The following is a 24,905-nucleotide window of genomic DNA, read 5'->3' as shown; positions in this document are numbered from 1 at the left end:
GCTCGTCAGACGTCGAAATGCAAAACGGTGCAGCGTCCGCCGTCCGTCACCGCCACACGGCTGGCCAGCGCGCGCATGAACACGAACCCCCGGCCTGAACGCGCCTTGCCGTCGGCGGCCGACGCGGTTGTCGCGCTGTCGAAACCGCTCCCCTGATCGACCACGGCGACGGCGATGGTCGAGGCGTTCCAACGGCAGAAAATATCGATTCGCCGCCGCTTGATGTCGGGATCGCCCAAACGGTCGCGCAGCATCTGGCCAAACACGCGATAGCCGTCGGGCTGATTCTTGGCGGCGCTGGAAATTCCCAGATTGCCGTGCACGATGGCGTTGGCGATGGCCTCGTGCAGACACATTTCGACGTTGGGGCGATGCTCCGCCGTCAGCGCGCCGCGCCGCGTCAACTCGTCGCAGACCAGAACGGCGCATTGCAGGCCATAGGCCGTGCCGGTGGTCAACGACAGGTAAAAGCCCGGCTCCACCGCTGGCGCGCCCGACCAGTCTTCCATCAGGGCGGCGGGTTCGTCCCCGCCCTCCCCCAACTCGACGGTCAGGAACGGGTTGCGGTGAAACGCCTCGCGCAGCCGGTCACGGTCGGCCCGTTCCACCAGCAAGGCTTCGGCCCAGGCCGCCGCGTCACCGTCATCGACCGCGTCAAAACCGCTGACGTCGAAGCGGGCGGCGACCCGCGCCGTCATGTCGGCCGGAATACGATCCCGCATCACACAAAAGGGACGCAACGGCGACGGGATCGTGTCCATGCCAACGCCTCACGGCTCGATGGTGACGATCTCGCCGATCTTGGCGAGGTCTATGGACCGTTTTACGTCGCCCTGGGGGCCGCTGACAATCATCTTGACGTTCCGCTGCTCCGCCTCTTCCTGCAAGATCAGCAGCATGCCGAGACCAGCGGAATCGATGAACTCCAGCGTCGAAAGATCCAGCACGAAGCGGCGCGGCTTCGCGCCGTCCAACGCGTCAATGATGTCCCGCAGCCGGTCATGATCGGTGAACTCAAGACGACCAGCCAGCCGCACCTCAAGCGCGTCCGGGGCGCTGCGCGATTGAAATTCCATCATCCCCTCATCTGTCCTGGATTGCGCGCGCCGACGCGGCAACGCGCGTTTCTCACCCTATCCGCCTATGCACAGTAGTGCAACGCACCAAAGCTTCTCAAGCATCGTCCTATCAAAACGCCGGACTTTCAGCCAAAGCGCGACCATTTCGTCCGTTGGCGCTCTCCTCGGATCGGCCATGGACGACCACCGCCGGAAAAGAGTAGAAGAGATCCATCTGGCGCCCGCCCACGCTGTCGGCTGCCCCAGTCATTGCGCAAGCCATTGCCCGGAACACCATGGCATGAACAGGATCGCACAGGCGTGGCGGCGAGTGCCGACGGTGTCGGCCAAATTTCTGCTGATCCTGATTCCCAGCCTTGTTCTTGCCGTTTCGCTGTTTTCCTCGGTTTTTTTCTACAACCGCTACTATGACTTGCGGGCGGCGCTGCGCGACAAGGTGTCCACCATCGCCGACATCAACGCGGCGGCCTTGTCGGCCAGCCTGTGGTCGTTCGACGTCACCGCCATCCGCAACGTCGTCCAGGCCATCGCCGCCAACCGCGAGTTGGTCTGCGTCGAGGTGTCGGACGATCTGGCCGACGGGTTGTTCGTGTGGCCGGGGGTGGCGTGCCCAGCCAACAGCCCCAACATCGAACGACGCTCCATCAAGGTGCAGAATCTCCAGGTCGGCACCATCACGCTGCATTTCAGCCACGACGCGGTGCGCGCGCAGTTGCGGCAGGAGATTCTGAACACCGCCTTTCTGCTGCTGATGATGCTGGCGGGCACCATCGCGGCGGCGTTGGCCGCCCTGCGGCTGACCATCGGCAAGCCGCTGCGCCGCTTGATCGCCTCGATCCTGAACTCCGAACAGGGCAAGGGCCACCGCCCGATCGATTGGAGCGCCGCCGACGAGTTGGGGCGGGTGATCCACGCCTACAACGGCATGCTCGCCCGGCTGGGGGAGGAGGAGGCCGCCCTGCGCAAGAGCGAGCAGCGGCTGGCTCTGGCCATCACCGCGACACGCTCCTCGGTCTGGGATTACGATCCGGGCAGCGGTCAATATTGGTGGTCGAAGGAGTTTCCCGCCCTGCTCGGCTACGGCCCGAACGAGCTGGCGATGACGACCAAGACCTGGGTCTCCCTGCTCCACCCGGACGAGGCCGAGGACATCGTCGCCGATTCCCGTCGTCGGAAACGCGACAAGGCGCTGGCCTACACCGCCGTGTACCGGATGCGCCGACGCGATGGCCAATGGGCCTGGATCGAGGACCGCGCCACCGCCCTGCGCGACGCCAAAGGCACCGCGCTGCGCATCACCGGCACCATGTCGGACGTCACCGAACGGGTTCAGGCCGAGTTGGATTTGGCGCGCGAACGCAACATCCTGCAAATCACCCTGGACAACACCGACCAGGGCATCATCAAGGTGGACCATGATCTGCGGGTGGTGATGTCCAACCGCCGCGCCGCCGAATTCCTGAACATCCCGCCGGAATTCCTCGCCGCCTGCCCGGTCTTCCCCGACATCGTCAGCCTGCAACGCAGCCGGGGCGAGTTCGACGAGCTGAGCGACGACCCCGACCTCTATCTGGCCTATGGCGGCGGCGGCGAAGACGACGAGTTCGGCGGCGGCGTGTGGGAGCAGCCGCTCACCTTCAAACGCCGCCGCCCCGACGGGCGAATCATCGAGGTGCGGACCAACCCGCTGCCCGAAGGCGGCTTCGTCCGCACCTTCACCGACGTGACGGTGGAGGCCCGCTCCGCCGAGGAGATCTTCAACGCCATGCAGGCGCTGGGCGCCGCCTACGCCGATTTGAAGGAAACCCAGGCCAGTCTGGTCCAGGCCGAAAAAATGGCCTCGCTCGCCCTGCTGGTGGCGGGCGTCGCGCACGAGATCAACACGCCCATCGGCATCGCCTATGGCTGCTCCACCCATCTGTCCGGACGCACCCAGGCGCTGAGCGCCGCGTTCGAGGGCGGGACGATGAAGAAATCGGATTTGGCCGCCTATGTGGCGACCGCCGACGATTCCTCCCGCTTGATTCAGCAAAATCTGACCCGCGCCGCCGAACTGATTCAAAGCTTCAAGCGCGTCGCCGTCGATCAAACCAGCGAGGAGCGGCGCGCCTTCGATCTGCTCGCCTATCTGGAGGAAATCGTCACCTCGCTCGGCCCGACCCTGCGCAAGGGGCCGCACCGGGTCGCCATCGCCTGCTCCCCCGGCATCGTCGTCGACAGCTTCCCCGGCGCGCTCAGTCAGGTCATCACCAATCTGGTGATGAACGCGCTGACCCACGCCTTCCCCCCCGACACCAAGGGCCATATGGTGATCGACGCCACCGACTTGAGCGATGGCGAGATCGAGATCCGCTTCGCCGACGACGGAGTCGGCATCCCGACCGACCATCAGCCCAAAGTGTTCGAGCCGTTTTTCACGACCAAGCGCGGCGCTGGCGGCAGCGGGCTTGGCCTGCACATCGTCTTCAACCTCGTCACCCAGACCTTGGGCGGGCGGATCTCGGTTGACAGCGCGCCCGGCGATGGAACTACGTTCATTCTTCGCATTCCGAAATCCGTCCTGGCGGTCCAAACGGTGAGCCTGGACAACGCCCTGACCACCGTCAGCGCCAGCAGCCTGGAGACCGCAGCAGCATGAGCATGGGCGCGCTCGCCGACCGTTCGTTCGACGACGACGACATCCTGTTCGCGGACGAGGATGAGTCCGGCCAGGGCGGCGCCGGTCCGGCGGTTGACGCGCCGCCGCCCTGGACCATTCTGGTGGTGGACGACGAAACCGACGTCCATCTGATGACCAGTTTGTTGCTGGCCGACGTGACGTTCCAAACGCGCTCGCTTGACCTCATCAGCGCCCACACCGCCGCCGACGCCCGGCTGATCCTGGAAAATCGGCCCGACATCGCCGTCATCCTGCTGGACGTGGTGATGGAGGAGGATGATTCGGGCCTGAAGCTGGTGCGCTGGATCCGCGACGATCTGGGCAACCGCGACGTCCGCATCATCCTGCGCACCGGCCAACCGGGACAGGCGCCGCAACGCGACGTGATCGTCGATTACGACATCAACGATTACAAGCCCAAGGCCGACCTGTCGGCGGAAAGCCTGTTCACCGCCGTCATCGCCGCCCTGCGCGCCTTCGATCAAATCCAGTCCATCGAAACCCGCGTCGCCGAGCGCACCCGCGAGCTGCGCGAAAGCCGCGAGCAGATCAACGCCGTGCTGGAGGCCAGCCCGATCGGCGTCTGCGCCTATGACGAAAGCGGCATCATCGTTCTGACCAACCACCGGCTGGTCACGCTGCTCGGCATTTCCAAAGAACGGTTGATCGGCGCCAGCATCGGCGAGCTGTTCGCCCCGATGGACGACCGCCAGGACGAACAGCGCTGGCTGTTCTACCGCCGCCAGATCCGCGACGCCGAGGTCAAGCTGTGCCGGGCCGACGGCTCCACCTTCTGGGCCTTGATGACGGTCGATCTGGCCATCGTCGATGGGCAGGAGGTTTTCCTGTCCTGGATCTACGACATCACCCGCCGCAAGCTGGCCGAACGCCAGATGGAGAACGCCAAGGAACAGGCCGAACAGGCGACCAAGGCGAAATCCGCCTTCCTCGCCACCATGAGCCACGAGATCCGCACGCCGATGAACGGCGTTCTCGGCATGTTGGGGCTGTTGGAGCGCACCGATCTGGACGCCCACCAGCTCGACACCGTGGCGACGATGCGCGAATCGGCCACCTCGCTCTTACGCATCATCGACGACATCCTCGATTTCTCAAAGATCGAGGCTGGCAAGATGGACGTCGAACGGGTGGTGGTCTCCATCCCGGCTCTGGTCGAAGGGGTGGCGGAAACGCTGGCCCCCTCGGCGCGCGCCAAGGGGTTGGCGCTTCTGACCTACGTCGATCCCGCCATCCCCGCCGCCCTGCTGGGCGATCCGGTGCGGCTGCGGCAAATCCTGTTCAATCTGGGCGGAAACGCCATCAAATTCACCGAAAGCGGGCGGATCATCCTGCGCGTGACGTTGAACGGGGCGAGCCAGGACAGCGCCGCCCTGCGGATCGAGGTGATCGACACCGGCATCGGCATTCCCGACGCGGCGCGGCGGCGGCTGTTCCAGCCCTTCACCCAGGCGGAAAGCTCGACCACCCGACGCTTTGGCGGCACCGGGCTTGGCCTGTCGATCAGTCGCCGTCTGGCCACCCTGATGGGCGGCGAGATCGGGGTGGACAGCGCGTCCGGCAGCGGCTCCATCTTCTGGCTGACGCTGACGCTGGACCGGGCGGACGCCGCCTCGCTCCCTGGAACGCCGCTGACGACGTCGGCCAACGCCCCGGCGGCGGACGTCGATCTCCGTGGCCTCACGGTTCTGCTGGGGGTTCCCGACGACACGGAACGCAGCTTCCTGTCCTGCTATCTGGAGGCGGAGGGCGCGCGGGTTCTGCCAGCGGGCAACCCGCAAGAACTCGCCACACAATCCCGCATCGCGCGGGAGGCGGGCTGCCCGACCAGCGTCGTCGCGGTGGACGAGGCGTTGCACGTCCCCGCCGCCGCCTGCGCGCCCGAAGAGTTTGGACGGCGCAGCGGCGAAGCCTGCCCGCCCATCGTCCTGTTGCTCCATGGGGCTGGCGGCGACCGCCGCGCCGACAACGCCGTGCCGTTGAGCCGCCCAATCCGCCGTTTGCCTTTGTTGCGGGCGGTCGCCGCCGCCGCAGGCCGCGCCCCGGGGCTGGAGGCCCGCCCGCCGTCAGCGGGCGACCCGCCAACGGGAAACGCCCGCCCACCCTCGCCCGCACGCGCCTCCTCCGCCCCCCAGACGCCGGATGTGGAGCAGGCGCTCGCCCAAGGGCGCCTGATTCTGGTGGCGGAAGACAACCCGGTGAACCGGAAAGTCCTGCTGATGCAGTTGCACGCGCTGGGCTACGCCGCCGAGATGACCGCCGGAGGCGCCGAGGCGCTGGCCGCCTGGCAAGGCCCGCGCCGTTACGCCCTGTTGCTGACCGACGTCCAGATGCCGGAAATTGACGGATTCGAGTTGACCCGCCGCATCCGCAGCGCCGAACAGGAGGGCCGCGGCCCCGCCGAGGCCGGGCGTCTGCCGATCATCGCCATCACCGCCAACGCCGCGCCGAGCGAGGTGGCGAGCTATCGCGCCGCCGACATGGACGATGTTCTGAGCAAGCCGCTGGACCTGTCCCAACTGGCCATCACGCTGGCCCGTTGGATGCCGTCACCCCAGCAGGGGCAAGAGGCGCAGCCCGCCGCCCCGCCCGCCCGCCCGCGCGACGACTCGACCGCTCCTGAGACGGACGCCCCCATCGACTTGACCCCGCTGCGCGACCTGTGCGGCGGCGACGCGGCGATGGTGGCGGAATTGTTGGATGATTTTCTGTCGATCAGCCGGACCATCGTGGCGACGCTGGACGCCGCCGTGACCGATCAGGATCTGGCCGGGACGCGCGCCTGCGCCCACAATCTGAAAGGCTCCTCGCGCAACGCCGGGGCCAAAGCCTTGGCCGCCGCCGCCCTGCGGTTGGAGCAGGCGGCGACCGACAACGCCGACTGGCCGAATCTCTGCGCGCTGGCCGACCAGTTGCGCGCCGCCTTCGTCTCCCTTGAACGGCATCTGGCGCAATCATGAGCCGATTCCCCCGTCTCAATCGTCGCAACGCCCTGGCGCTGCTGGGAGGGGCCGCCGCGTCCGCCGCAACGCCAGGCTGGGCGCAAGACGCCGCCGCGCCGCCGCCGGTTCCCCGTCTGGGGGAAGAGTTGACCCCCTTCGGCGCCATCCGCGCGGGCAACCACACCCGCGTCATTCCAGCCTGGACTGGCGGGCTGACCACCCCGCCCAAGGGCTACACGCCGGGCCGCCACAGCCCGGATCCCTACATCGAGGATGGTCGTTGGTTCACCGTCAGCCCGGCCGACGTCGAACGTTACAAAATTCGTCTGTCCGCCGGGCTGCAAGCCCTGCTGGCGAAATACCCAACCACCTTCGAGGTGCCGCTGTTCCCCTGCCGCCGCAGCGCCGCAGCGCCGCAGCGGGTCTATGACGCCTCCCTGGAAAACGCCGGACGCGCCGCGCTGGGTGAAAATGGGTTGGTTCTGTCCGGCGCGCGGATCGGCGTGCCCTTCCCGATCCCAGCCAACGGCGTGCAAGCGATGTGGAACCATCTGCTGCGCTGGCGCGGCACGGCGATGAGCCGCACCAGCCAAACCATCCTGCCCACCAACGATGGGCGCTTGACCGAACGGCTTTATCAGGAAGATTTCTCCTTCCCCTACGCGGCGGGCGAAGACGGCAATCCGACGCTCTACCGCCGAATCAGTCGGACGCCGCCGGATCAGCCGGGCACCACATTGTTGACCCAGACGACTCTGAATCCCATCCGATCGGGTTTTCGCGCGTGGTTGCGCGCCGGAGAGCGCGGGCGCGTGGTCGCCGCCCCGGATTTCCTCTACGACGTTTCCGATCCCGCCACCGACGGCGTTTGCACCGCCGACATGTTCGACATGTTCAGCGGCCCGCTCGACCGATTCGACTTCACGCTGATTTCACGGCGGGAAATGTACGTCCCGTACAACGCCTACCGCCTGAACGCCCCCAGCCTCGCCCCCGACGAATTTCTGTGGTACGGCCACCCGAATCCGCAATTTCTGCGTTATGAGATGCACCGGGTGTGGATCGTCGACGCCCGCCTGAAGCCGAACTTCCAGCACAAGCTTCCGGACCGCACCTATTACCTGGACGAGGATTCCTGGCAGATCGTCATGGCCGAACATTACAACGGCAAGGGCGAGTTGCAGCGCTACGCCGAGGCGCACAACATCGCCCATTGGCAAGTTCCCGCCTTCGTCCCCGCCGCCGAGTTCGTCTATGACCTGACCGCCGACCGTTACGTCGCGCGCGGCATCGACAATCTGCAACGCCCCCCGGTCTTCGACAAGCCGCTCAAACCCGAAGACTTCACCCCGGAATCGCTGATCCGCCGGGGACGGCGGGACTGAGCGGCGCCCCTCCCACGCCGTCCATTCAGACAAACCGCCAAACGCTCAACCATTTGGTTGACTGTTGATCCGCTCGCGCCTATATTCAACCATATGGTTGAATATAATCCCTCCCAATTGGACAGCGTGTTTCAAGCGCTCAGCGACTCCACCCGGCGACGGATGTTGCGGGAGTTGGCGGATGGCGAACGCACGGTCGGGCAACTGGCCGAACCCTTCGCCATGTCGCTGGCGGCGGCCTCGAAACACATCAAGGTTTTGGAAAGCGCCGGATTGATCCGGCGCGAGGTTCGCGGACGCACCCACCTGTGCCGTCTCGACCCCAACCCCCTGTCCAACGCCCAGCGCTGGTTGGCCTTTTACGAGGCGTTCTGGACCGACCGTCTGTCCGTCCTCGACCGGTTGCTGCGCGACGCCCCCACCACTCCAACAACCGACAAGGATGCCGACCCATGACCGAAGCCACGACGCTCGACGCCCCCGCCGAGTCCTTCGCCCGGTGGAGCGATCCGCTGACCTTGACCATTCAACGGCTGCTGCCTGGTCCCATCGAGCGTTGCTGGGCCTATCTGACCGACAGCGACCTGCGCCGCCAATGGCTGGCGGCGGGCGACATGCCCGACCGCACAGGCGTTCCGTTTGAACTGGTTTGGCGCAACGATGAGTTGACCAATCCACCCGGCCAGCGGCCCGACGGCTTCGCCGTCGAACACCGGATGGAAAGCCGCGTTTTGGAACTGGACCCGCCGCACCGTCTGGTCATCGCCTGGGGAGCCGCCAGCGAGGTGGACGTCACGTTGGAGCCAAAGGGCGACCGGGTGCTGTTGACCCTGGTTCACCGCCGGGCGCCGGATTCGCCCATGCTGCTGAAGGTCAGCGCCGGATGGCACATTCATCTTGATCTGCTGGCCGACCGTTTGGCGGGCGCCGCCTCCCCGCCCTTCTGGGGCCGCTGGGCCGACCTGCACGCCGCCTATCAGGACCGGCTGAACGCCGACTGAGCGCGGGCGCCGCTCAGGCCGTCTGCCGCTCCAACTTGCGGGCGCGGCGCTCCACCAGCCACCAAGCCCCGCGCGAGGCGATGCTGGACAGCGGGGAGTGCGGCTTCAGCCCACAGGCCTTGAACACCATGGAAACCGCCCGGTCGATGTGCTTGGGCCGGTAGCGGCCATAGGCGCGGCGCATGTAAGCCGCGTTGCAACGGGCGTGATTGTAGGTGGAGTCCGCCCCCTCGTTCGCGGCGAAATAGGCGTAGGCGAGTTCGTCGTCCTCGGACTCGCCGATGCGCGACAGGGCGACCTTCAGGCGCTGAAATTTGCTCAGCCCCTCCAACTCCAGATATTTCTTCGAGTAGTCATAGAAAATCTTGTAGTGGCGCAACTCGTCCGCCGCGATCCGGCGGCAAATTTCCCGCAGAAGCGGTTCTTCGGTCGAATCGCCGATGGCCGCGTAATAGGAACTGGTGCCGGTTTCGACGATGCAACGGGCGATCATTTCACCAGTGCGCGACCCGCGCACCGAAGCGTCGAGATCAATCGGCACCCGATAGCCCGCGCGAAAACGTTCCACCGCCGCGTCGAAGTCAAAGGACGGATCGACCAGCGCCGCCCAACGGCCCAGCGCCAACCCATGCTGGACCTCCTCCACCGCCCAGCCGCGCGCAACCTCCTGGAAAACAGGATCGTCGTTGAAGACGTTGCACAGATAGGCCGTGTAATCGTTGGCGTTGAACTCCACCAGGGCAGCCGCCTTAATCAGGGGGACCAGATCAGGGTCCACCTTGCTGCGGTCAAACTGCTCCCAGGGGAGATCCTCAAGCCGCCAATGCCCGCGCGCCATGCTCCGCTTCTCCTCCGCCGCCCGTTCTGGCAACACCATCGCACGCTCCGAAGATGAAGCAGCGGCCTGCCTGCGTCATCGCCCTTATTCGACTGCTGAATGTAGTCAGAGTTTGCCGCGTTGCAACAGAAACGGGCGGTTCGGATGACCGAACCGCCCGTTCTTCTCAATCTCTCGTCGCCGATGCTCAGTGAGCGGCGGCGGACGCTCCCAGCGCCTCAAGCTTGGCGCGGGCGACGCCCAGCTTTGCTTCGACGGCGGCCTTGGCGCTGTCCGACGCGGCGTCGTCCAGATCCTCGGACAAATCCTTGATCGCCTTTTCCACAGCCGCGCGGTCGATGCCCGACAGCGCTTCCGCTTCTTCGGCCAGGACGGTGCAGCGGGTCTCGGTCACTTCGGCGAAGCCGCCCGCGACAAAGACGCGATCCACGACGCGGTCGCCTTCATAGACGTCGATGACGCCCGGACGAACCGTCGCGATCATCGGCGCATGACCGGCGAGCACGCCGAAATCACCTTCCGTACCCGGCACCACGACCATGTCCACCGGAAGCGACTTCAGCAGCTTTTCCGGCGAGACCAGCTCGAATTCGACTTTGTCGGCCATGGATTTCCTGGTGCCTCTTCGTAAGTGCCCTCCCCCGCCCTGACGGCGCGGGAGGGAGAACCCTGTTCCAACCCGATTGATTCCCGCCCCGTCGCCGGGGCGGGATCAGCATCAGGCCGCCAGCTTCTTCGCCTTGGCGATCGCTTCGTCGATGGTGCCGACCATGTAGAAAGCGGCCTCCGGCAGGTGATCGTAATCACCGTTCACGATGCCCTTGAAGCCCTTGATCGTGTCTTCCAGGCTGACCAGCACGCCCGGCGTGCCGGTGAAGACTTCGGCGACGTGGAAGGGCTGCGACAGGAAGCGCTGGATCTTGCGGGCGCGGGCCACGACCAGCTTGTCCTCTTCCGACAGCTCGTCCATGCCCAGAATGGCGATGATGTCCTGGAGCGACTTGTAGGTCTGCAAGACCTTCTGCACCGAACGGGCCACCGCGTAATGCTCTTCACCGACGACGCGCGGATCGAGGATGCGGCTGGTCGAGTCGAGCGGATCGACGGCCGGGAAAATGGCCATTTCCGCGATCGAACGCGACAGCACGGTGGTGGCGTCCAAGTGGGCGAAGGAGGCGGCGGGGGCCGGATCGGTCAAATCGTCGGCGGGCACGTAAATGGCCTGCACCGAGGTGATCGAACCCTTCTTGGTCGAGGTGATGCGCTCTTGCAGGGCGCCCATGTCGGTGCCCAGCGTCGGCTGATAACCCACCGCCGACGGGATGCGGCCCAGCAGAGCCGACACTTCCGAACCGGCCTGGGTGAAGCGGAAGATGTTGTCCACGAAGAACAGCACGTCCTGGCCTTCTTCGTCGCGGAAATACTCCGCGAGGGTCAGGCCGCTCAGCGCGACGCGGGCGCGGGCGCCCGGCGGCTCGTTCATCTGACCGTACACCAGCGCCACCTTGGAGCCGGGGCCGTCGAGCTTGATGACGCCCGACTCGATCATTTCATGGTAGAGATCGTTGCCTTCACGGGTGCGCTCGCCGACGCCCGCAAACACCGACACGCCGCCGTGCGCCTTCGCGACGTTGTTGATGAGTTCCATGATGGTCACGGTCTTGCCGACGCCAGCGCCGCCGAACAGGCCGATCTTGCCGCCCTTGGCGTAGGGAGCCAACAGATCGATGACCTTGATGCCGGTGATGAGGACTTCGGCGTCCGTCGATTGATCGACGAAATCCGGGGCCGAACGGTGAATTGGCAGGGTCCGCTCGGCGCCGACCGCGCCACGCTCGTCGATCGGCTCGCCGATGACGTTGATGATGCGGCCCAGGGTCGCCGGGCCAACCGGCACGGCGATCGGCGCGCCGGTGTCGAGAACCTCGGAGCCGCGCACCAGACCGTCGGTGCTGTCCATGGCGATGGTACGAACCGTGCTCTCGCCCAGATGCTGCGCCACTTCCAGGACGAGGGTCTTGCCGTCGTTCTGGGTGTGCAGCGCGTTCAGGATCGCCGGCAGTTCGCCGTCGAACTGCACGTCGACGACGGCGCCCGTAACCTGCGTGATCTTGCCGACAGAAGTGGTGGTGGCCATGGAGTAAAGCTCCCTAGGAACTCGGTAAGTGTCGGTGCGCCGTCGCCGGCGCAAAGGATGTCAACCCTACAGGGCGGATGCCGCCTTAGAGAGCCTCGGCGCCGGAGATGATCTCGATCAGCTCCTTGGTGATGTAGGCTTGGCGCGTCCGGTTGTAGGTGATCGTCAGCTTGTTGATCATCTCGCCAGCGTTGCGCGTCGCGTTGTCCATCGCGGTCATCCGCGCGCCCTGTTCGGACGCGGCGCTCTCCAGGAGGGCGCGGTAGATTTGGACCGACAGGTTGCGCGGCAGCAGTTCGGCGAGGATCTGCTCCTCGTCCGGCTCGAACTCGTACACCGCCTTCACCTCGTCCGCCGAGGCGGCGGCGCCCGTGTCCGGGAGCGCGAAGGGGATGAGCTGCTGAACCGTGACGATCTGCGAGATCGCCGACTTGAACTTGTTGAAGATGATCGAGCAGACGTCGAACTCGACGCCCTCGAACATCGCCAGAACCTTCTGCGTCACCATGTCGGCGTCGGCGAAGGACAGGCGACGACGGCCCACATCCTCATAGCTCTGGACCATCAGCGGCGCGTATTCGCGGCGCAGTTGATCGCGGGCTTTGCGACCGACGGTCAACAGCTTGACGGTCTTGCCTTCGCTTTGCAGACGGGCGATCTGACGCTTGGCCTCACGGACGATGGAGCCGTTGAAGGCGCCGCACAGACCGCGATCCGAGCTGACGACGACCAGCAGATGCACCTTGTCGGCGCCGGTCCCGGTCATCAGCTTCGGCCCGTTGCCGCTGCCCTGCACGTTGGCCGCCAACGAGGCGAGCATCCGGCCCATGCGTTCGGCGTAGGGACCGCTGGCTTGCGCCTGCTCCTGCGCGCGGCGCAGCTTGGAGGCCGCGACCATCTTCATGGCCGAGGTGATCTTGCGCGTCGATTGGACGCTCGCGATCCGGTTCTTTAGGTCCTTGAGGTTAGGCATGCCGGCCCTTCATTCCGCTCGAGGTCGTTCCGTGCCCGTCTTGTGTGACGGTAGGGGGCGGTTTCCCGCCCCCACGCGGTCGGTCAGGCGAAGACCTTGGAGAAGCCGTCGAGGAACGCCTTCAGCTTCTCTTCGGTCGCCGACGTGATCTGCTTGTCCGTGCGGACCGCCGCCAGGATGTCCGCGCCCTTGGCGCGGATCTCGCTGAGGAACTTGGCCTCGAAGCGGTTCACGTCCTCGACGCGGATCGCGTCCAGATAGCCCTTCACGCCGGAGAAGATCGACACGACCTGCTCTTCGACGGGCAGCGGCTGGAACTGGCCCTGCTTCAACAGCTCGGTCAGACGGGCGCCGCGCGCCAGCAGGCGCTGGGTCGAGGCGTCGAGGTCCGAGGCGAACTGCGCGAAGGCGGCCATTTCACGGTACTGGGCGAGTTCCATCTTGATGGTGCCCGCGACCTGCTTCATCGCCTTGATCTGGGCGGCGGAGCCGACGCGGCTCACCGACAGACCGACGTTGATGGCGGGGCGGATGCCGCGATAGAACAGGCCGGTTTCCAAGAAGATCTGACCGTCGGTGATCGAAATCACGTTGGTCGGAATGTAGGCCGACACGTCGCCCGCCTGGGTCTCAATGACCGGCAGAGCGGTCAGCGAGCCGTTGCCATGCGCGTCGCCCATCTTGGCGGCGCGCTCCAGCAGGCGCGAGTGGATGTAGAACACGTCGCCGGGGTAGGCTTCGCGACCGGGCGGACGACGGAGCAGCAGCGACATCTGACGGTAGGCGACGGCCTGCTTGGACAGATCGTCGTACACGATCAGGGCGTGCATGCCGTTGTCGCGGAAATACTCGCCCATCGTGCAGCCGGTGTAGGGCGCGAGGAATTGCAGCGGAGCCGCTTCCGACGCCGTGGCGGCGACGACGATGGAGTATTCCAGCGCGCCGGCGTCTTCCAGGGTCTTGACGATCTGGGCGACGGTCGAACGCTTCTGACCAACCGCGACGTAGATGCAATAGAGCTTCTTGCTCTCGTCGTCGCCCTGGTTGATCGGCTTCTGGTTCAGGAAGGTGTCGATGGCGATGGCGGTCTTGCCGGTCTGACGGTCGCCAATGATCAGCTCGCGCTGACCGCGCCCAATCGGAACCAGGCTGTCCACGGCCTTCAGGCCGGTCTGCATCGGCTCATGCACCGACTTGCGCGGGATGATGCCCGGCGCCTTGACTTCCACGCGCTTGCGCTCGACGTCGACCAGCGGACCCTTGCCGTCGATCGGGTTGCCCAAGCCGTCGACCACGCGGCCCAGCAGGCCACGGCCCACCGGAACTTCGACGATGGTGCCGGTGCGCTTGACGGTGTCGCCTTCCTTGATGCCACGGTCGTCGCCGAAAATCACGATGCCGACGTTGTCGGTCTCGAGGTTCAGCGCCATGCCCTGAAGGCCACCGGGGAACTCGACCATTTCACCGGCGCGGACGTTGTCCAGGCCGTGAACGCGGGCGACGCCGTCGCCCACCGAGAGAACCTGACCAACTTCGGCGACATCCGCCTCGGTTCCGAAATTCGCGATCTGCTGCTTGAGGATCGCAGAGATTTCTGCGGCGCGGATATCCATCAGACTGATCCCCCTGAGGCCTTCATGGCGAGTTGCAATTTGTTCAGCTTCGTGCGCACCGAGGTATCGACCATGCGCGAGCCGAACTTAACGATCATGCCCCCGATCAATTCAGGATCGACGGCGGTGTTGACCAACACCTTGGACCCGATGGACGCCTTGAGCGCGTCGATCACGGCCTGGCGCTGAGCGTCGCTCAACGGCTGAGCCGACGTGACCTGCGCGGTCACTTCGCCACGGCGCTTCGCCAGCTTGGCCAGATAGCCCTCGATCATGCCATCGATCGAGAAGAGGCGACGGTTCGCCGCCACCAGCCCGATGAAGCGCTTGGTCAGATCGGACAAGCCGACGCTGTCCAGCACGGCGCCCATCGCCCGCGCCTGATCGGCGCGGCTGATGACCGGGCTGCGGACGAGGCGACGCAGGTCAGCGCTCTCGGCCAGGATCTGCTTCAACGTGGACAGATCGCTCGCGACCGTGTCCAACGCTTGATTTTCGTCCGCAAGCTCGAACAGCGCGGTGGAGTAACGCGCGGCGAGTTCGGAAACGCCTGTTCCTTCGGATGCCACCTGATCCCTCGAATTGAGTTCGGTAGACGGTGAATTCAGCGGCTCTAGAGGGTGTCAACCCGAGGCACAAACACCCCAGCCGCGAAAGCGAGCGGTCCAATATCACAGGATCCGCCACCACGCAACCGGGTCTGGACAATTTGACTGCGGCGTTTTGAGCAACTGCGGAATCATTGGTTCGATCAGGGCAAATCCGGGGTGAGTGGTCATACCGGATCCCCGAGAACGCCACCGAAAAACTGCGCTTTGCCGCCACTCCCGCCCGCGCCGCCTTTGCCGGGAGGCGGATGGAGGCGCCGCCGCGACTGTGGCCGACGGGCCTTGCTTCATTGCGCCGCACCATCTTCCGCCCCGCGACGCCGCCCCACGCTTGCGGGGTTGGAACGCCGTCCCGGTCGGAAAGCCCCCCGGATTGGCGGCGAGTCGGGCCCCTCACGCCATGGTCAGCGATAGACGCCGACCGCCAGCGTGTAGGACGCGCCGTTCAACGCCAACCGCCGGGCGTGCAGGGTTTTGCGGGCGATCTGCCCCGACAACGGATCGAGCCATTGATAGGTGACGTCGGCGTTCCCCTGCTTTTCCACCGTCTCCAGCGCCTCGCGCATGAAGGGTTTGCCGTCGATGTCGCGCAGATCAATCAGATTTGATCCGTTCAACGCCGGGGTCCAGCCATGGGCCAACATCACCCCGTCCTGATTCAACAGCATCGGGTACAGGTCGCGGTCGATGAATTGGCCGTCGCGGCGGGCGAAGGCCGCCACCGCCGCGCCCACGCCGTCGCGCCGCAGAAACTCTTCGGCCCGGTCCATCATCGCCGCCGCCTCCGCGTCGGTGCCACGGGTGCGCGCCGGAGCGCCCGCCGCCAGCGCGATGACCAGCAGCAGCAGCAGAACGGGCAGAACCGTCAGCAGCGTTTGGCGATGAAAGCGGCGGGCGAAGCGGTCCATCAGAAAACTCGAATGAAGCGGCGGGGCTGAAAGCCAAAATCTGGTAATACCATGCGCCGCCATCGCGCAATGGATCAATCGTCACGGGTGCTATGCTTGCGCAAACCGGACAATTCGTCGCAGGATCATCCGAATTTTTGTTTCATCCCTACAGGAAACTGTAGGGATCCACATCAACTTGCACACGAATGGCGGGTGGCACGTCCACTCGCTCCAACCATTCGGCGATCAACGATTGAACGTGAGTCGCGCGCGGAGCCTTCAGCAACAGGCGGCGGCGGTGCCGCCCGCGCAACAGCGCCAGCGGCGCCGGGGCCGGCCCCAACACATGGACCGTCTCGCTGCGCGGCGCGGCGCGACCCAGCGCCATGGCGGTTCGATCCACCAGCGTCGGATCCTCGCCCGACACGATCAGCGCCGCCAACCGGCCAAAGGGCGGCATCCCGGCGTCCTGCCGCATCTCCGCCTCCAACTGATAGAAGCCGTCGCGATCTCCGGCGGCCAGCGCCTGCATCACCGGATGTTCGGGCATGAAGGTTTGCAGCATCACCGTTCCAGGCCGCTCGCCGCGCCCCGCCCGCCCCGCCACCTGGTGGAGCAGTTGATAGGTGCGCTCCGCCGCGCGCAGATCGCCGCCGTTCAGGCCCAGATCGGCGTCCACCACCCCGACCAGCGTCAGCATGGGGAAATGATGGCCCTTGGCCATCACCTGGGTGCCGATGATGATGTCGAGTTCGTGATCGCCGATCTTCCGCACCATCTCCTGAATGGCGCGCGGGCCGAACAGGGTGTCCGACGCCATGATGGCGGCGCGGGCGTCAGGGAACAGCTCCGCCACCTCCTCGGCGATGCGTTCGACGCCGGGGCCGCAGGCGGCCATGGCCCCTTCCTCGCCGCATTCCGGGCAGGCGGGCGGCAGCGGCTGTTGCAAGCCGCAATGATGGCACTGGAGCTTGCGCGCCAGCCGGTGTTCAACCAGCCACGCCGTGCAGTTGGGGCATTGCATGCGGTGGCCGCAGGCCCGGCACAGGGTCAACGGGGCGTAGCCGCGCCGGTTCAGGAACAGCATCGCTTGCTCGCCACCGGCCAACGTCTCGGTCAACGCCTTGCGCAGGCTGGGAGCGAGCCAATGGCGGGCGGGCGGACGGTCGCGCCGCAAATCGACCAAGGCGACCTCCGGCAATTGCGCGCCGCCATGGCGGGCGGGCAGCTCGATCCGGGCGTAGCGCCCGCTGTCGGCGTTGACCTTGGTTTCCAGCGACGGGGTGGCCGACACCAACACGATGGGGAGCCCGCCCAGATGCGCCCGCGCCACCGCCATGTCGCGGGCGTGGTAGATCGCCCCCTCCTCCTGCTTGTAGGCGGAATCATGCTCCTCATCGACGATGACGACGCCCAGATCGGGATAGGGCAGGAACAGCGCCGACCGCGCCCCGACCACCACCGGAACCTCTCCCTTGGCGACCGCCCGCCAGGTGTCGCGGCGCTGCGACCCGGTCAACTCCGAATGCCATTCGGCGGGCGCGGCGCCGAAACGGCGGGCGAAGCGGTCGAGCCACTGCGCCGACAGGGCGATTTCCGGCAGCAGGATCAAGGCCTGCTTGCCCTGCTTCAGCGCGGCGGCGATGGCCTCGTAATAGACCTCCGTCTTGCCCGATCCGGTGACGCCGTCCAGCAGCACGGTGGAATAGCCGCCCGACTGAACCCGCCCGCGCAAATCGTCCGCCGCCGCCTCTTGATGGGGCGACAGCGCCGGGCCGGGCCGCGCCCAGTCGGGACGACCCAAGGGCGGCGCGGGCGGCGACAGCAGCGGCTCCAGCAACCCGGCCTCGGCCAGCCCGCGCACCACGGTCGCGCCGCAGCCCGCCTCCTCGGCCAGTTCGCCCGGCGTGCGCGGCGGCCCATCCTCCAGCAGCGCCAGCACGCGGCGGCGCGCGTCGGTCATCTTGAAGCCGGGCGGAGCCAGCGCGTCGGGCCGTTTGAGATAGGCCAGGATCGGCTTGGGCGGCTCCAGCGCCGCCGGGACGCTGACCGCCATCCGCAGCACGAAGCCCGGCAACGTCATGGTGTAGGCGGCGACCCATTCGACGAAGCGGCGGGCCACGGCGGTCATCGGCGGCGCGTCGAACCGGCGGACCACCGGCTTCAGACGCCGCGCCTCCACCACCCCGGCCCCCGGCCCCCAGACGACGCCGATCACCCGGCGCGGCCCCAACGGAACCTCGACAAAATCGCCGTGGTTGAGCGTCATCCCATCGGGCACGCGGTAGTCGTAGGCCTCGCGCAGCGGCAGCGGCAGCAGCACGGCGACGCGCGTCTCCGCCCCCAGAAGATCGCCTTGGGGATCCCCGGATTCGGGCGGGCGGGAACTGGCGGAAGCCTCACGCATGGGCTAGAGTGAGGCCATATCCCGGGCGCCGGGCGGGACGGATCATCGGCGCGCCGCCGATGAGGCCGACCCGGTCATCTTCTGCAAGCATGGACCCTTCGTCATGAAGTTCTTCGTCGACACCGCCGACATTGCCGAAATCCGCGATCTGGCCGATTCCGGTCTGCTCGACGGTGTTACCACCAACCCCTCCCTGATCGCCAAGAGCGGCCGTCAGTTTCTCGACCTCGTGGCGGAAATTTGCGAGGTGGTCAACGGCCCGGTGAGCGCCGAGGTGGCCTCGACCGATTTCGAGACCATGTTGAAGGAAGCGGAGAAGATCGCCAAGATCTCCCACCGCGTCGCGGTGAAGGTGCCGCTGACCCCCGCCGGTCTGAAGGTCTGCAAGATCATGTCGTCGCAGGGGACGATGGTCAACGTCACGCTGTGCTTCTCCCCGGCTCAGGCGATCTTGGCCGCCAAGGCGGGCGCGAGCTTCGTGTCGCCCTTCGTCGGGCGTCTGGACGACGTCGGCCAGGACGGCATGGGCATCATCACCGACATCTGCGAGATCTATAAGAACTACGATCATTTCAAGACCGAGGTGCTGGTCGCTTCGATCCGCAACCCGATCCACATCGTCAAGGCCGCGCGCCTGGGCGCCCATGTGGTGACGGCCCCGGCCTCGGTGCTCAAGCAGCTCTTCAACCATCCGCTGACCGACAAGGGCCTCGCCCAGTTCGTCGAGGATTGGAAGAAGACCGGCCAGTCGATCCTCTAAGATCCACGGCGACGGAACGACGCCCATGGGCCGGGAACCGGGACACACCCAACGACCGACGCACCCCGTCTCCTCCGAAGACGTGCGCGCCTATCTGCGGAGCCACCCGGATTTCCTGGTCCAGAACGCCGATCTGGTCCAGCATCTGACCCCGCCGTCCGCCGATCACGGGCGCGGGGTGGTGGATTTCCAGATGTTCATGGTGGACCGGCTGCGCGGCGAGATGCGGCGGCTGAAAGAGCAGCACCACGAGCTGGTCGGCACCAGCCGCGCCAACCTGAACAGTCAGAACCGCATCCACGCCGCCGTTCTCTATCTGCTCGACGCCCAGAGCTTTGAGCAGTTGATCCAGACCATCACCAGCGATCTGGCGGTTCTGCTCGACCTCGACGTCGCCTGTCTGGTCGTCGAATCGAACGGGACCGACATTCCGCACGTCCAGACGTCGGGCGTGCGCGTGGTGGAACCGGGGACCATCGCCGATCTTCTGGGCCGCGCCGACGTCGTGCTGAACGCCGACATCATCGGCGACCCCGAACTTTACGGCCACGCCGCCGCCCTGGTGCGGTCGGAAGCCCTGATCCGCATCCAGGTGTCGAGCGAGACGCCCGACGGCCTGCTCGCCTTCGGCAGCCATGACCCGGACACCTTTCACGGCGGTCAAGGCACCGAACTGGTCGGCTTTCTCGCCCGCGTGATCGAGCGCGTCATCCGGGGCTGGCTGGAGCTGCCCGCGTGACCCAGCCCGTTCTCGGTTTTTCCGCCAAGCCCGACGTTCAGGACGCGCTGGACCACTGGCGGCGCTGGATGGAGAGCGAGCGCACGCTGTCGCCGCACACACGCGCCGCCTACAGCGCCGATTTGGCCGAATTTCTGAGTTTCCTCACCGATTATCGCGGTGGTCAGCCGCCGTCGCTGAACGATCTGGCCGATCTGAAGGCCGGGGATTTTCGGGCATGGCTGTCGCGCCTGTCGATGGATGGGCTGATCGGGGCCAGCCGGGCGCGCAAGCTGGCCTCGCTGCGCAATCTGTTCCGCTGGCTGGACCGCAGCGGGCGGCTGCACAACCCGGCCATCGCCAGCCTGTCCACCCCGAAGGTCAAACGCCCCCTGCCCCGCCCGCTGACCGAGATCGACGCCGACCGCTTCCTGAACGAAAGCGAGTTGGACCGCGACGACCATTGGATCGGCAAGCGCGACCGCGCCCTCTACACCCTGCTCTATGGCTGCGGCCTGCGCATTTCCGAGGCGCTGGGGCTGGCCCGCAAGGACGCGCCGCTGACCGACACGCTGCGCGTCACCGGCAAGGGCCGCAAGGAGCGGATGATCCCGGTGCTTCCGGCGGTCAGCGAGGCGATCCGCGCCTATCTCGACGTCTGCCCCTTCACACTGGCCCCGGACGGCCCGCTCTTCGTCGGCGCGCGCGGCGGGCGGCTGCACGCCAGCGTCGCCCAGCACCAGATGCAAAAGCTGCGCGGCCTGATGGGCCTGCCCGACAGCGCCACCCCGCACGCCCTGCGCCACAGCTTCGCCACCCATCTGCTGGCCGACGGCGGCGATCTGCGGTCGATCCAGGATCTGCTAGGCCACGCCTCGCTCTCCACCACCGCGCGCTACACGGATCTGGAGAACGAGCAGTTGATGAACGTCTACCGTTTGGCGCACCCACGGGCGCGCAAGGGGTAGGCGCCGCCCCCCGGCGCGCCCCCGTTTTTCATCGGATCGCTCGCGTTTGATTCGTGCCGAAACCGGATAACGGTCGATCATTCCCCCTGCCTACGCTTGCCCCACAAAGCAATCAAAGAACAGGGGGCGTTATGAGCATCCAGAGCTTTTTCAAAACCCGCGCGCGCAAAAGCCGTTTGGCCGCGTTGGCCCTGACCGTCGGCGCGGCGGCGGGTGGGTGGACGTCCGGCGCGACGGCGACGGAAAACGGCGCGCCGACCACGCCGTTCGGCGTGTTTGAGTTCGGCGCGGGCATGCTGCCGCCGCCCACGCCCTATGGCACGGTGGGGCTGCGCACGAACTTCTATTCCGCCACCTCAATCAAGGACGGATCGGGCGACACGGCCAACTCCGACGTCAACCTGCATGTGCTGTCCATCGGCGCGGCCTACATCAAAATGACCGATGTCGAGATTCTGGGGGCCAAATACGGCTTCGGCGCCGTCGTGCCGTTTCTCGACATCGGCGGTCACTTGACCGTTCGCACGCCGGTCGGCCCGCTCAACCTGCAAAGCCAGGCGTTCAAGCTGGGCGACATCCAGGTCTATCCGGTGATGCTGCAATGGCAGGCCAAGAACCTGTTCATCAACGCCGCCGCCCAGATCCAGGCTCCGACCGGCGGCTACGACGTGAATCGGCTGTTCAACCCCGGCGCCAACCATTGGTCCTTCGCCCCGGTGGTCGGCGTCACCTATCTGACCGAAGGCGGGTTCGAGCTGTCCTCGAATTTTGAGCTGGACGTCAACACCACCAACCCGAAGACCAAGTACCGCAGCGGCGTGGAGTTCAAGCACGAATTCGCCGTTGGCCAGCACATCGGCCCGGTCACGGCGGGGTTGGGCGGCTACTGGTACCAGCAGATCACCGACGACGCCGGTCCCGGTTCAGGCGCCGGCAACCGGGCGCGGGTGTTCGCCGTCGGTCCGGCCCTCAGCTACTTTGAGCCGGGCAAGCCGCTGGTCACGTTCCACAGCTACAAGGAGTTCGGGGCGCAAAACCGCTCCCAGGGTATCGCCACCGCGCTTCGCGTCGCGTATTCGTTCTAAGGGAGGCTGGACATGACCACCATTTCCACGCCCCCCGCCCCCCGGCAGGCCACGGGCAAACAGGGGGCCGTCATTCTGCTGGGGAGCAGTCTGACCATCGTCGGGTCGGTGATGATCGCCCCGGTCCTGCCCAAGATCGGGGCGGAGTTCGGGCCGATCACCGCGCACGCCGACGCGCTGGTCCCCCTGGTCGCCGCCGGACCCGCCCTGACCATCGCGCTGTTCGCCCCGATCGCCGGGTGGTTGGCCGACCGGTTCGGGCGCAAGGCGATGCTGATGCTGGCGACGCTGCTGTACGCGCTGTTGGGGGCCGCCCCCAGTCAACTGAACGATCTGTCGCACATTCTGGCCACGCGCCTGCTGTTCGGCTGCGCCGAAGCCATGGTGATGACCTGCTGCACCACCCTGATCGGCGATTACTGGCAGGGACCGGACCGTTCGCGTTACGTCGGTCGCCAAGTGGTGACGATCGCGGTGATCGGCTCGCTCTTCTTCGTGATCGGCGGGGCGGTCGGCGAAACCTCGTGGCGCGCGCCGTTCCTGCTCTATCTGCTGCCCTTGCTGTTGCTGCCGGCGATGGCGGCGACGCTGTGGGAACCGACGCGCGCCGAACGGCGAGACGCGCCGCCAACCGCGCTGGACGCGGCGGCGTGGCGGCGGGTTGCCACGGCCTACAGCCTGATCTTCATCGGGATGCTCGCCAGCTTCGTCGTGCCGGTTCAGTCGCCGGTCATCGTCGTCGGTCTGGGCGTGACCTCCAGCACCTTGATCGGTCTGTGCGCCGGTCTGGGGCTGCTGGCGACGCTGGCGGGGGCGTTGGTCTGGCCCTTGGTCCGCCGCCGTCTGGGAACCGCGCTCGTCAACGCCCTGCTGCTGGCCTTGTTGGCGGTGGGGCTGTGGCTGATGGCGCGCGCCGACAGCTACAACGCCGTGTTGGCGGCGGTCGCCATCCATGGTTTCGGCGGCGGCATGCTGGTGCCGAACGCGCTGGCCCCGCTGCTGGAAAATCTGCCGGAATCGGCGCGGGCGCGGGGCGTGGGCGGTTTCACCTCCTGCCTGTATCTCGGCCAGTTCGTCAGCCCGATCATGATCGCGGTCATCGCCGCGACCACGCACAGCATCCCCTCGGCAATCGCCCTGTTCAGCGTCGCGCCTTTTGCTTTGGCCGGGGTGTGGTTGCTGGTGGGCGCGCGCCGCGCCCGACCGGCTTACGGGACAGACCCGGCGTGAGAACGCCCTCACCCGTGTGAGCGTGCGCACCCACTTGCCGCAGGGGCGCTTGGAACCTCCCCCTGCGGCCTTTTCCGACTCGTCAGGAGACAGACATCATGGATCACAGCAGCATCGCCACGGAATGGCGGGACGGCCTTGGTCTGGCGGCGCTGATCCGCCAGGGAGCCATCACGCCGATGGAGGCGCTGGAGGACATCCTCGGGCGGATCGAGCGGGTGAATCCGACGCTCAACGCCGTGGTTGAGGATTTGCGCGAGTCCGCGCGGACCACGGCGCGCGACGGCGCGGTCGGCGACGGCCCCTTCCACGGCGTCCCGACCGTCATCAAGGACCTGTTCATGCCGGTGCGCGGCGTGCGCATGACCAACGGGTCGCTGACCTGCGCGCGCGGCGTCGGCCCGCTGGACGGCGAGGTGGTCGCCCGTCTGCGCCGGGCGGGCGTGGTCATCGCCGGGACCACGACCTCGCCGGAGTTCGGCACCTCCTACGCCACCGAATCCCGGTTGTTCGGGGCCACCCGCAACCCGTGGTCGCCCAGCCACACGCCGGGCGGATCGAGCGGCGGCGCGGCGGCCCTGGTGGCGGCGCGGGCGGTCCCCTTCGCCCATGGCAACGACGGCGGCGGGTCGCTGCGGGTTCCCGCCTCCTGCTGCGGCGTGTTCGGCCTGAAGCCGACGCGCGGGCGCGTGTCCAATGGGCCGCTGATCGGCGAGGGGTGGGCCGGGATGGGAATCAACCACGCCATCACCCTGTCGGTGCGCGACAGCGCCGCCCTGCTGGACGCCACCGCCGGGATGGCCCCTGGCGACCCCTATGACGCCCCACCCCAGACCGAACCGTTTCTGACGGCGGTCAGCCGCCCACCGAAGGCGTTGCGGATCGGGTTGGCGCGCAGCCTCGCCCCCTGGCCGACCGATCCGGCCTGCCTCGCGGCGGTCGAGCACACCGCCGCGCTTTGTGAAAGCCTGGGGCATCGGGTGGAAGAGATCACCCTGCCGGTCAACGCGCTGGAGTTCTACGACACCGTGTTCACCATCATCGGCGCCCAGACCCGCAGCCTGTTGACGTTCCTGGGGCAGGTCAGCGGCCATCCGGTGAACGAAGCGGATCTGGAGCCACGCACCCGCATCCTGCTGCGCGCGCGCGGCGAAGTCAGCGGAGCGCGCTACGCGGCGGCGGTCGATTGGATCCACGCGCTGGGCCGCCGCATGGCGGGCGTCTTCAACGGCTGCGACCTGCTCCTGACCCCGACCCTGGCGAAGCCGCCGGTCCTGGTCGGCGCGCTGGACATGCACGACGGCCAGACGCTGGACGACCTCATCCACCAATTCCATGGCTTCTCGCCCTTCACGGCGCTGTTCAACGCCAGCGGTCAACCGGCGATGTCGGTTCCGCTGTTCTGGAGCGACGCGGGCCTGCCGATCGGCAGCCATTTCGCCGCGCCGTTCGGGGCGGAATCGCGGCTGTTCGCGCTGGCCGGGCAATTGGAAGCCGCCCAACCCTGGGCCGACCGCGTGCCGCCCATCAACGCGCTGTAAAGCGGGTCGTCGGCAAAACCGCCCCCTCCCCGCCTTCCGCCGACGCGCACGGC

At 66.7% G+C, this 24,905-nt stretch carries 21 protein-coding genes; 11 read left to right on the top strand and 10 right to left on the bottom strand.

The genetic code is table 11. The features are described from left to right. Positions 1 to 5: 5 nt before the first annotated feature. Together ACODS4_RS19160 and ACODS4_RS19155 are read right to left on the bottom strand one after the other, a co-directional pair. The gene (locus ACODS4_RS19160) at positions 6 to 761 is read right to left on the bottom strand and encodes an ATP-binding protein (RefSeq protein WP_488866462.1); all 756 of its coding nucleotides are present in this window, start codon (positions 759 to 761) and stop codon (positions 6 to 8) included. A gap of 9 nt (positions 762 to 770) precedes the next feature. Then, positions 771 to 1,079: an STAS domain-containing protein gene (locus ACODS4_RS19155; protein WP_488866461.1), complete on the bottom strand. Its 309-nt coding sequence runs from the start codon at positions 1,077 to 1,079 to the stop codon at positions 771 to 773. A 280-nt stretch (positions 1,080 to 1,359) separates the two neighbouring features. Here ACODS4_RS19155 and ACODS4_RS19150 point away from each other — a divergent pair, with 280 nt between their 5' ends. The 5 genes from ACODS4_RS19150 (at position 1,360) to ACODS4_RS19130 (ending at position 9,084) form a co-directional block, all read left to right on the top strand. After that, the gene (locus tag ACODS4_RS19150; protein WP_488866460.1) at positions 1,360 to 3,717 is read left to right on the top strand and encodes an ATP-binding protein; all 2,358 of its coding nucleotides are present in this window, start codon (positions 1,360 to 1,362) and stop codon (positions 3,715 to 3,717) included. Continuing rightward, positions 3,714 to 6,716, top strand: coding sequence for a hybrid sensor histidine kinase/response regulator (locus tag ACODS4_RS19145; RefSeq protein WP_488866459.1), 3,003 nt, complete (start codon positions 3,714 to 3,716; stop codon positions 6,714 to 6,716). Before ACODS4_RS19150 ends, ACODS4_RS19145 begins: the two co-directional genes overlap by 4 nt. Then, complete coding sequence (locus tag ACODS4_RS19140; RefSeq protein ID WP_488866458.1) at positions 6,713 to 8,083, top strand: DUF1329 domain-containing protein; 1,371 nt, start codon at positions 6,713 to 6,715, stop codon at positions 8,081 to 8,083. Before ACODS4_RS19145 ends, ACODS4_RS19140 begins: the two co-directional genes overlap by 4 nt. A 126-nt stretch (positions 8,084 to 8,209) precedes the next feature. After that, positions 8,210 to 8,539 carry an ArsR/SmtB family transcription factor gene (locus ACODS4_RS19135; protein WP_488866485.1) on the top strand — a complete coding sequence of 110 codons (330 nt, stop codon included), beginning with the start codon at positions 8,210 to 8,212 and terminating at the stop codon, positions 8,537 to 8,539. Continuing rightward, positions 8,536 to 9,084, top strand: a complete 549-nt coding sequence (locus ACODS4_RS19130; protein WP_488866457.1) for an SRPBCC family protein — start codon at positions 8,536 to 8,538, stop codon at positions 9,082 to 9,084. Before ACODS4_RS19135 ends, ACODS4_RS19130 begins: the two co-directional genes overlap by 4 nt. Positions 9,085 to 9,097: 13 nt before the next feature. Here the strand turns inward: ACODS4_RS19130 and ACODS4_RS19125 are convergent, their stop codons facing one another. From ACODS4_RS19125 to ACODS4_RS19090, 8 genes are all read right to left on the bottom strand, one after another. After that, entirely contained in the window at positions 9,098 to 9,922 is an 825-nt protein-coding gene (locus ACODS4_RS19125; protein ID WP_488866484.1) for an acyl-ACP desaturase, read from the bottom strand. 187 nt (positions 9,923 to 10,109) lie between these two features. Beyond that, the gene (locus tag ACODS4_RS19120; protein WP_488866456.1) at positions 10,110 to 10,529 is read right to left on the bottom strand and encodes a F0F1 ATP synthase subunit epsilon; all 420 of its coding nucleotides are present in this window, start codon (positions 10,527 to 10,529) and stop codon (positions 10,110 to 10,112) included. Between the two features lie 111 nt (positions 10,530 to 10,640). Then, entirely contained in the window at positions 10,641 to 12,059 is a 1,419-nt protein-coding gene (gene atpD, locus ACODS4_RS19115) for a F0F1 ATP synthase subunit beta (RefSeq protein WP_488866455.1), read from the bottom strand. A gap of 85 nt (positions 12,060 to 12,144) precedes the next feature. Continuing rightward, positions 12,145 to 13,032, bottom strand: coding sequence for a F0F1 ATP synthase subunit gamma (locus ACODS4_RS19110; protein ID WP_488866454.1), 888 nt, complete (start codon positions 13,030 to 13,032; stop codon positions 12,145 to 12,147). Positions 13,033 to 13,115: 83 nt separating this feature from the next. Continuing rightward, on the bottom strand, positions 13,116 to 14,645 hold the full coding sequence (atpA, locus tag ACODS4_RS19105; RefSeq protein ID WP_488866453.1) for a F0F1 ATP synthase subunit alpha: 1,530 nt from the start codon (positions 14,643 to 14,645) through the stop codon (positions 13,116 to 13,118). After that, positions 14,645 to 15,214: a F0F1 ATP synthase subunit delta gene (locus tag ACODS4_RS19100; protein WP_119830263.1), complete on the bottom strand. Its 570-nt coding sequence runs from the start codon at positions 15,212 to 15,214 to the stop codon at positions 14,645 to 14,647. The genes atpA and ACODS4_RS19100 overlap by 1 nt, the downstream gene beginning before the upstream one ends. 443 nt (positions 15,215 to 15,657) lie before the next feature. Continuing rightward, positions 15,658 to 16,161, bottom strand: a complete 504-nt coding sequence (locus ACODS4_RS19095; protein WP_488866452.1) for a cache domain-containing protein — start codon at positions 16,159 to 16,161, stop codon at positions 15,658 to 15,660. Positions 16,162 to 16,309: 148 nt separating this feature from the next. After that, positions 16,310 to 18,550 carry a primosomal protein N' gene (locus ACODS4_RS19090; RefSeq protein ID WP_488866451.1) on the bottom strand — a complete coding sequence of 747 codons (2,241 nt, stop codon included), beginning with the start codon at positions 18,548 to 18,550 and terminating at the stop codon, positions 16,310 to 16,312. A gap of 103 nt (positions 18,551 to 18,653) precedes the next feature. On the opposite strand from ACODS4_RS19090, the gene fsa reads away from it, so the two are divergent. The 6 genes from fsa to ACODS4_RS19060 all read left to right on the top strand — a co-directional run bounded on the left by fsa (position 18,654) and on the right by ACODS4_RS19060 (position 24,852). Continuing rightward, on the top strand, positions 18,654 to 19,310 hold the full coding sequence (gene fsa, locus ACODS4_RS19085) for a fructose-6-phosphate aldolase (protein WP_488866450.1): 657 nt from the start codon (positions 18,654 to 18,656) through the stop codon (positions 19,308 to 19,310). Positions 19,311 to 19,335: 25 nt separating this feature from the next. Then, complete coding sequence (locus ACODS4_RS19080) at positions 19,336 to 20,049, top strand: DUF484 family protein (RefSeq protein ID WP_488866449.1); 714 nt, start codon at positions 19,336 to 19,338, stop codon at positions 20,047 to 20,049. Continuing rightward, on the top strand, positions 20,046 to 20,996 hold the full coding sequence (locus ACODS4_RS19075) for a tyrosine recombinase XerC (RefSeq protein ID WP_488866448.1): 951 nt from the start codon (positions 20,046 to 20,048) through the stop codon (positions 20,994 to 20,996). Before ACODS4_RS19080 ends, ACODS4_RS19075 begins: the two co-directional genes overlap by 4 nt. Before the next feature lie 131 nt (positions 20,997 to 21,127). After that, positions 21,128 to 22,081 (top strand): SphA family protein, encoded by a 954-nt coding sequence (locus ACODS4_RS19070; protein ID WP_488866447.1) that lies wholly within the window; start codon positions 21,128 to 21,130, stop codon positions 22,079 to 22,081. A gap of 12 nt (positions 22,082 to 22,093) precedes the next feature. Continuing rightward, on the top strand, positions 22,094 to 23,311 hold the full coding sequence (locus ACODS4_RS19065) for an MFS transporter (protein ID WP_488866446.1): 1,218 nt from the start codon (positions 22,094 to 22,096) through the stop codon (positions 23,309 to 23,311). Between the two features lie 98 nt (positions 23,312 to 23,409). Further along, on the top strand, positions 23,410 to 24,852 hold the full coding sequence (locus tag ACODS4_RS19060; RefSeq protein ID WP_488866445.1) for an amidase: 1,443 nt from the start codon (positions 23,410 to 23,412) through the stop codon (positions 24,850 to 24,852). Positions 24,853 to 24,905 lie beyond the last annotated feature (53 nt).

The organism is Azospirillum sp. FG154 (assembly GCF_057809575.1).
This window is presented reverse-complemented; position numbering and strand designations above follow the sequence as displayed.

Coding starts and splice junctions, on each gene's coding strand:
- ACODS4_RS19160 (WP_488866462.1), bottom strand. CDS start 761: ATGGACACGATCCCGTCGCCGTTGCGTCCCTTTTGTGTGATGCGGGAT.
- ACODS4_RS19155 (WP_488866461.1), bottom strand. CDS start 1,079: ATGATGGAATTTCAATCGCGCAGCGCCCCGGACGCGCTTGAGGTGCGG.
- ACODS4_RS19150 (WP_488866460.1), top strand. CDS start 1,360: ATGAACAGGATCGCACAGGCGTGGCGGCGAGTGCCGACGGTGTCGGCC.
- ACODS4_RS19145 (WP_488866459.1), top strand. CDS start 3,714: ATGAGCATGGGCGCGCTCGCCGACCGTTCGTTCGACGACGACGACATC.
- ACODS4_RS19140 (WP_488866458.1), top strand. CDS start 6,713: ATGAGCCGATTCCCCCGTCTCAATCGTCGCAACGCCCTGGCGCTGCTG.
- ACODS4_RS19130 (WP_488866457.1), top strand. CDS start 8,536: ATGACCGAAGCCACGACGCTCGACGCCCCCGCCGAGTCCTTCGCCCGG.
- ACODS4_RS19125 (WP_488866484.1), bottom strand. CDS start 9,922: ATGGCGCGCGGGCATTGGCGGCTTGAGGATCTCCCCTGGGAGCAGTTT.
- ACODS4_RS19120 (WP_488866456.1), bottom strand. CDS start 10,529: ATGGCCGACAAAGTCGAATTCGAGCTGGTCTCGCCGGAAAAGCTGCTG.
- atpD (WP_488866455.1), bottom strand. CDS start 12,059: ATGGCCACCACCACTTCTGTCGGCAAGATCACGCAGGTTACGGGCGCC.
- ACODS4_RS19110 (WP_488866454.1), bottom strand. CDS start 13,032: ATGCCTAACCTCAAGGACCTAAAGAACCGGATCGCGAGCGTCCAATCG.
- atpA (WP_488866453.1), bottom strand. CDS start 14,645: ATGGATATCCGCGCCGCAGAAATCTCTGCGATCCTCAAGCAGCAGATC.
- ACODS4_RS19095 (WP_488866452.1), bottom strand. CDS start 16,161: ATGGACCGCTTCGCCCGCCGCTTTCATCGCCAAACGCTGCTGACGGTT.
- ACODS4_RS19090 (WP_488866451.1), bottom strand. CDS start 18,550: ATGCGTGAGGCTTCCGCCAGTTCCCGCCCGCCCGAATCCGGGGATCCC.
- fsa (WP_488866450.1), top strand. CDS start 18,654: ATGAAGTTCTTCGTCGACACCGCCGACATTGCCGAAATCCGCGATCTG.
- ACODS4_RS19080 (WP_488866449.1), top strand. CDS start 19,336: ATGGGCCGGGAACCGGGACACACCCAACGACCGACGCACCCCGTCTCC.
- ACODS4_RS19070 (WP_488866447.1), top strand. CDS start 21,128: ATGAGCATCCAGAGCTTTTTCAAAACCCGCGCGCGCAAAAGCCGTTTG.
- ACODS4_RS19065 (WP_488866446.1), top strand. CDS start 22,094: ATGACCACCATTTCCACGCCCCCCGCCCCCCGGCAGGCCACGGGCAAA.
- ACODS4_RS19060 (WP_488866445.1), top strand. CDS start 23,410: ATGGATCACAGCAGCATCGCCACGGAATGGCGGGACGGCCTTGGTCTG.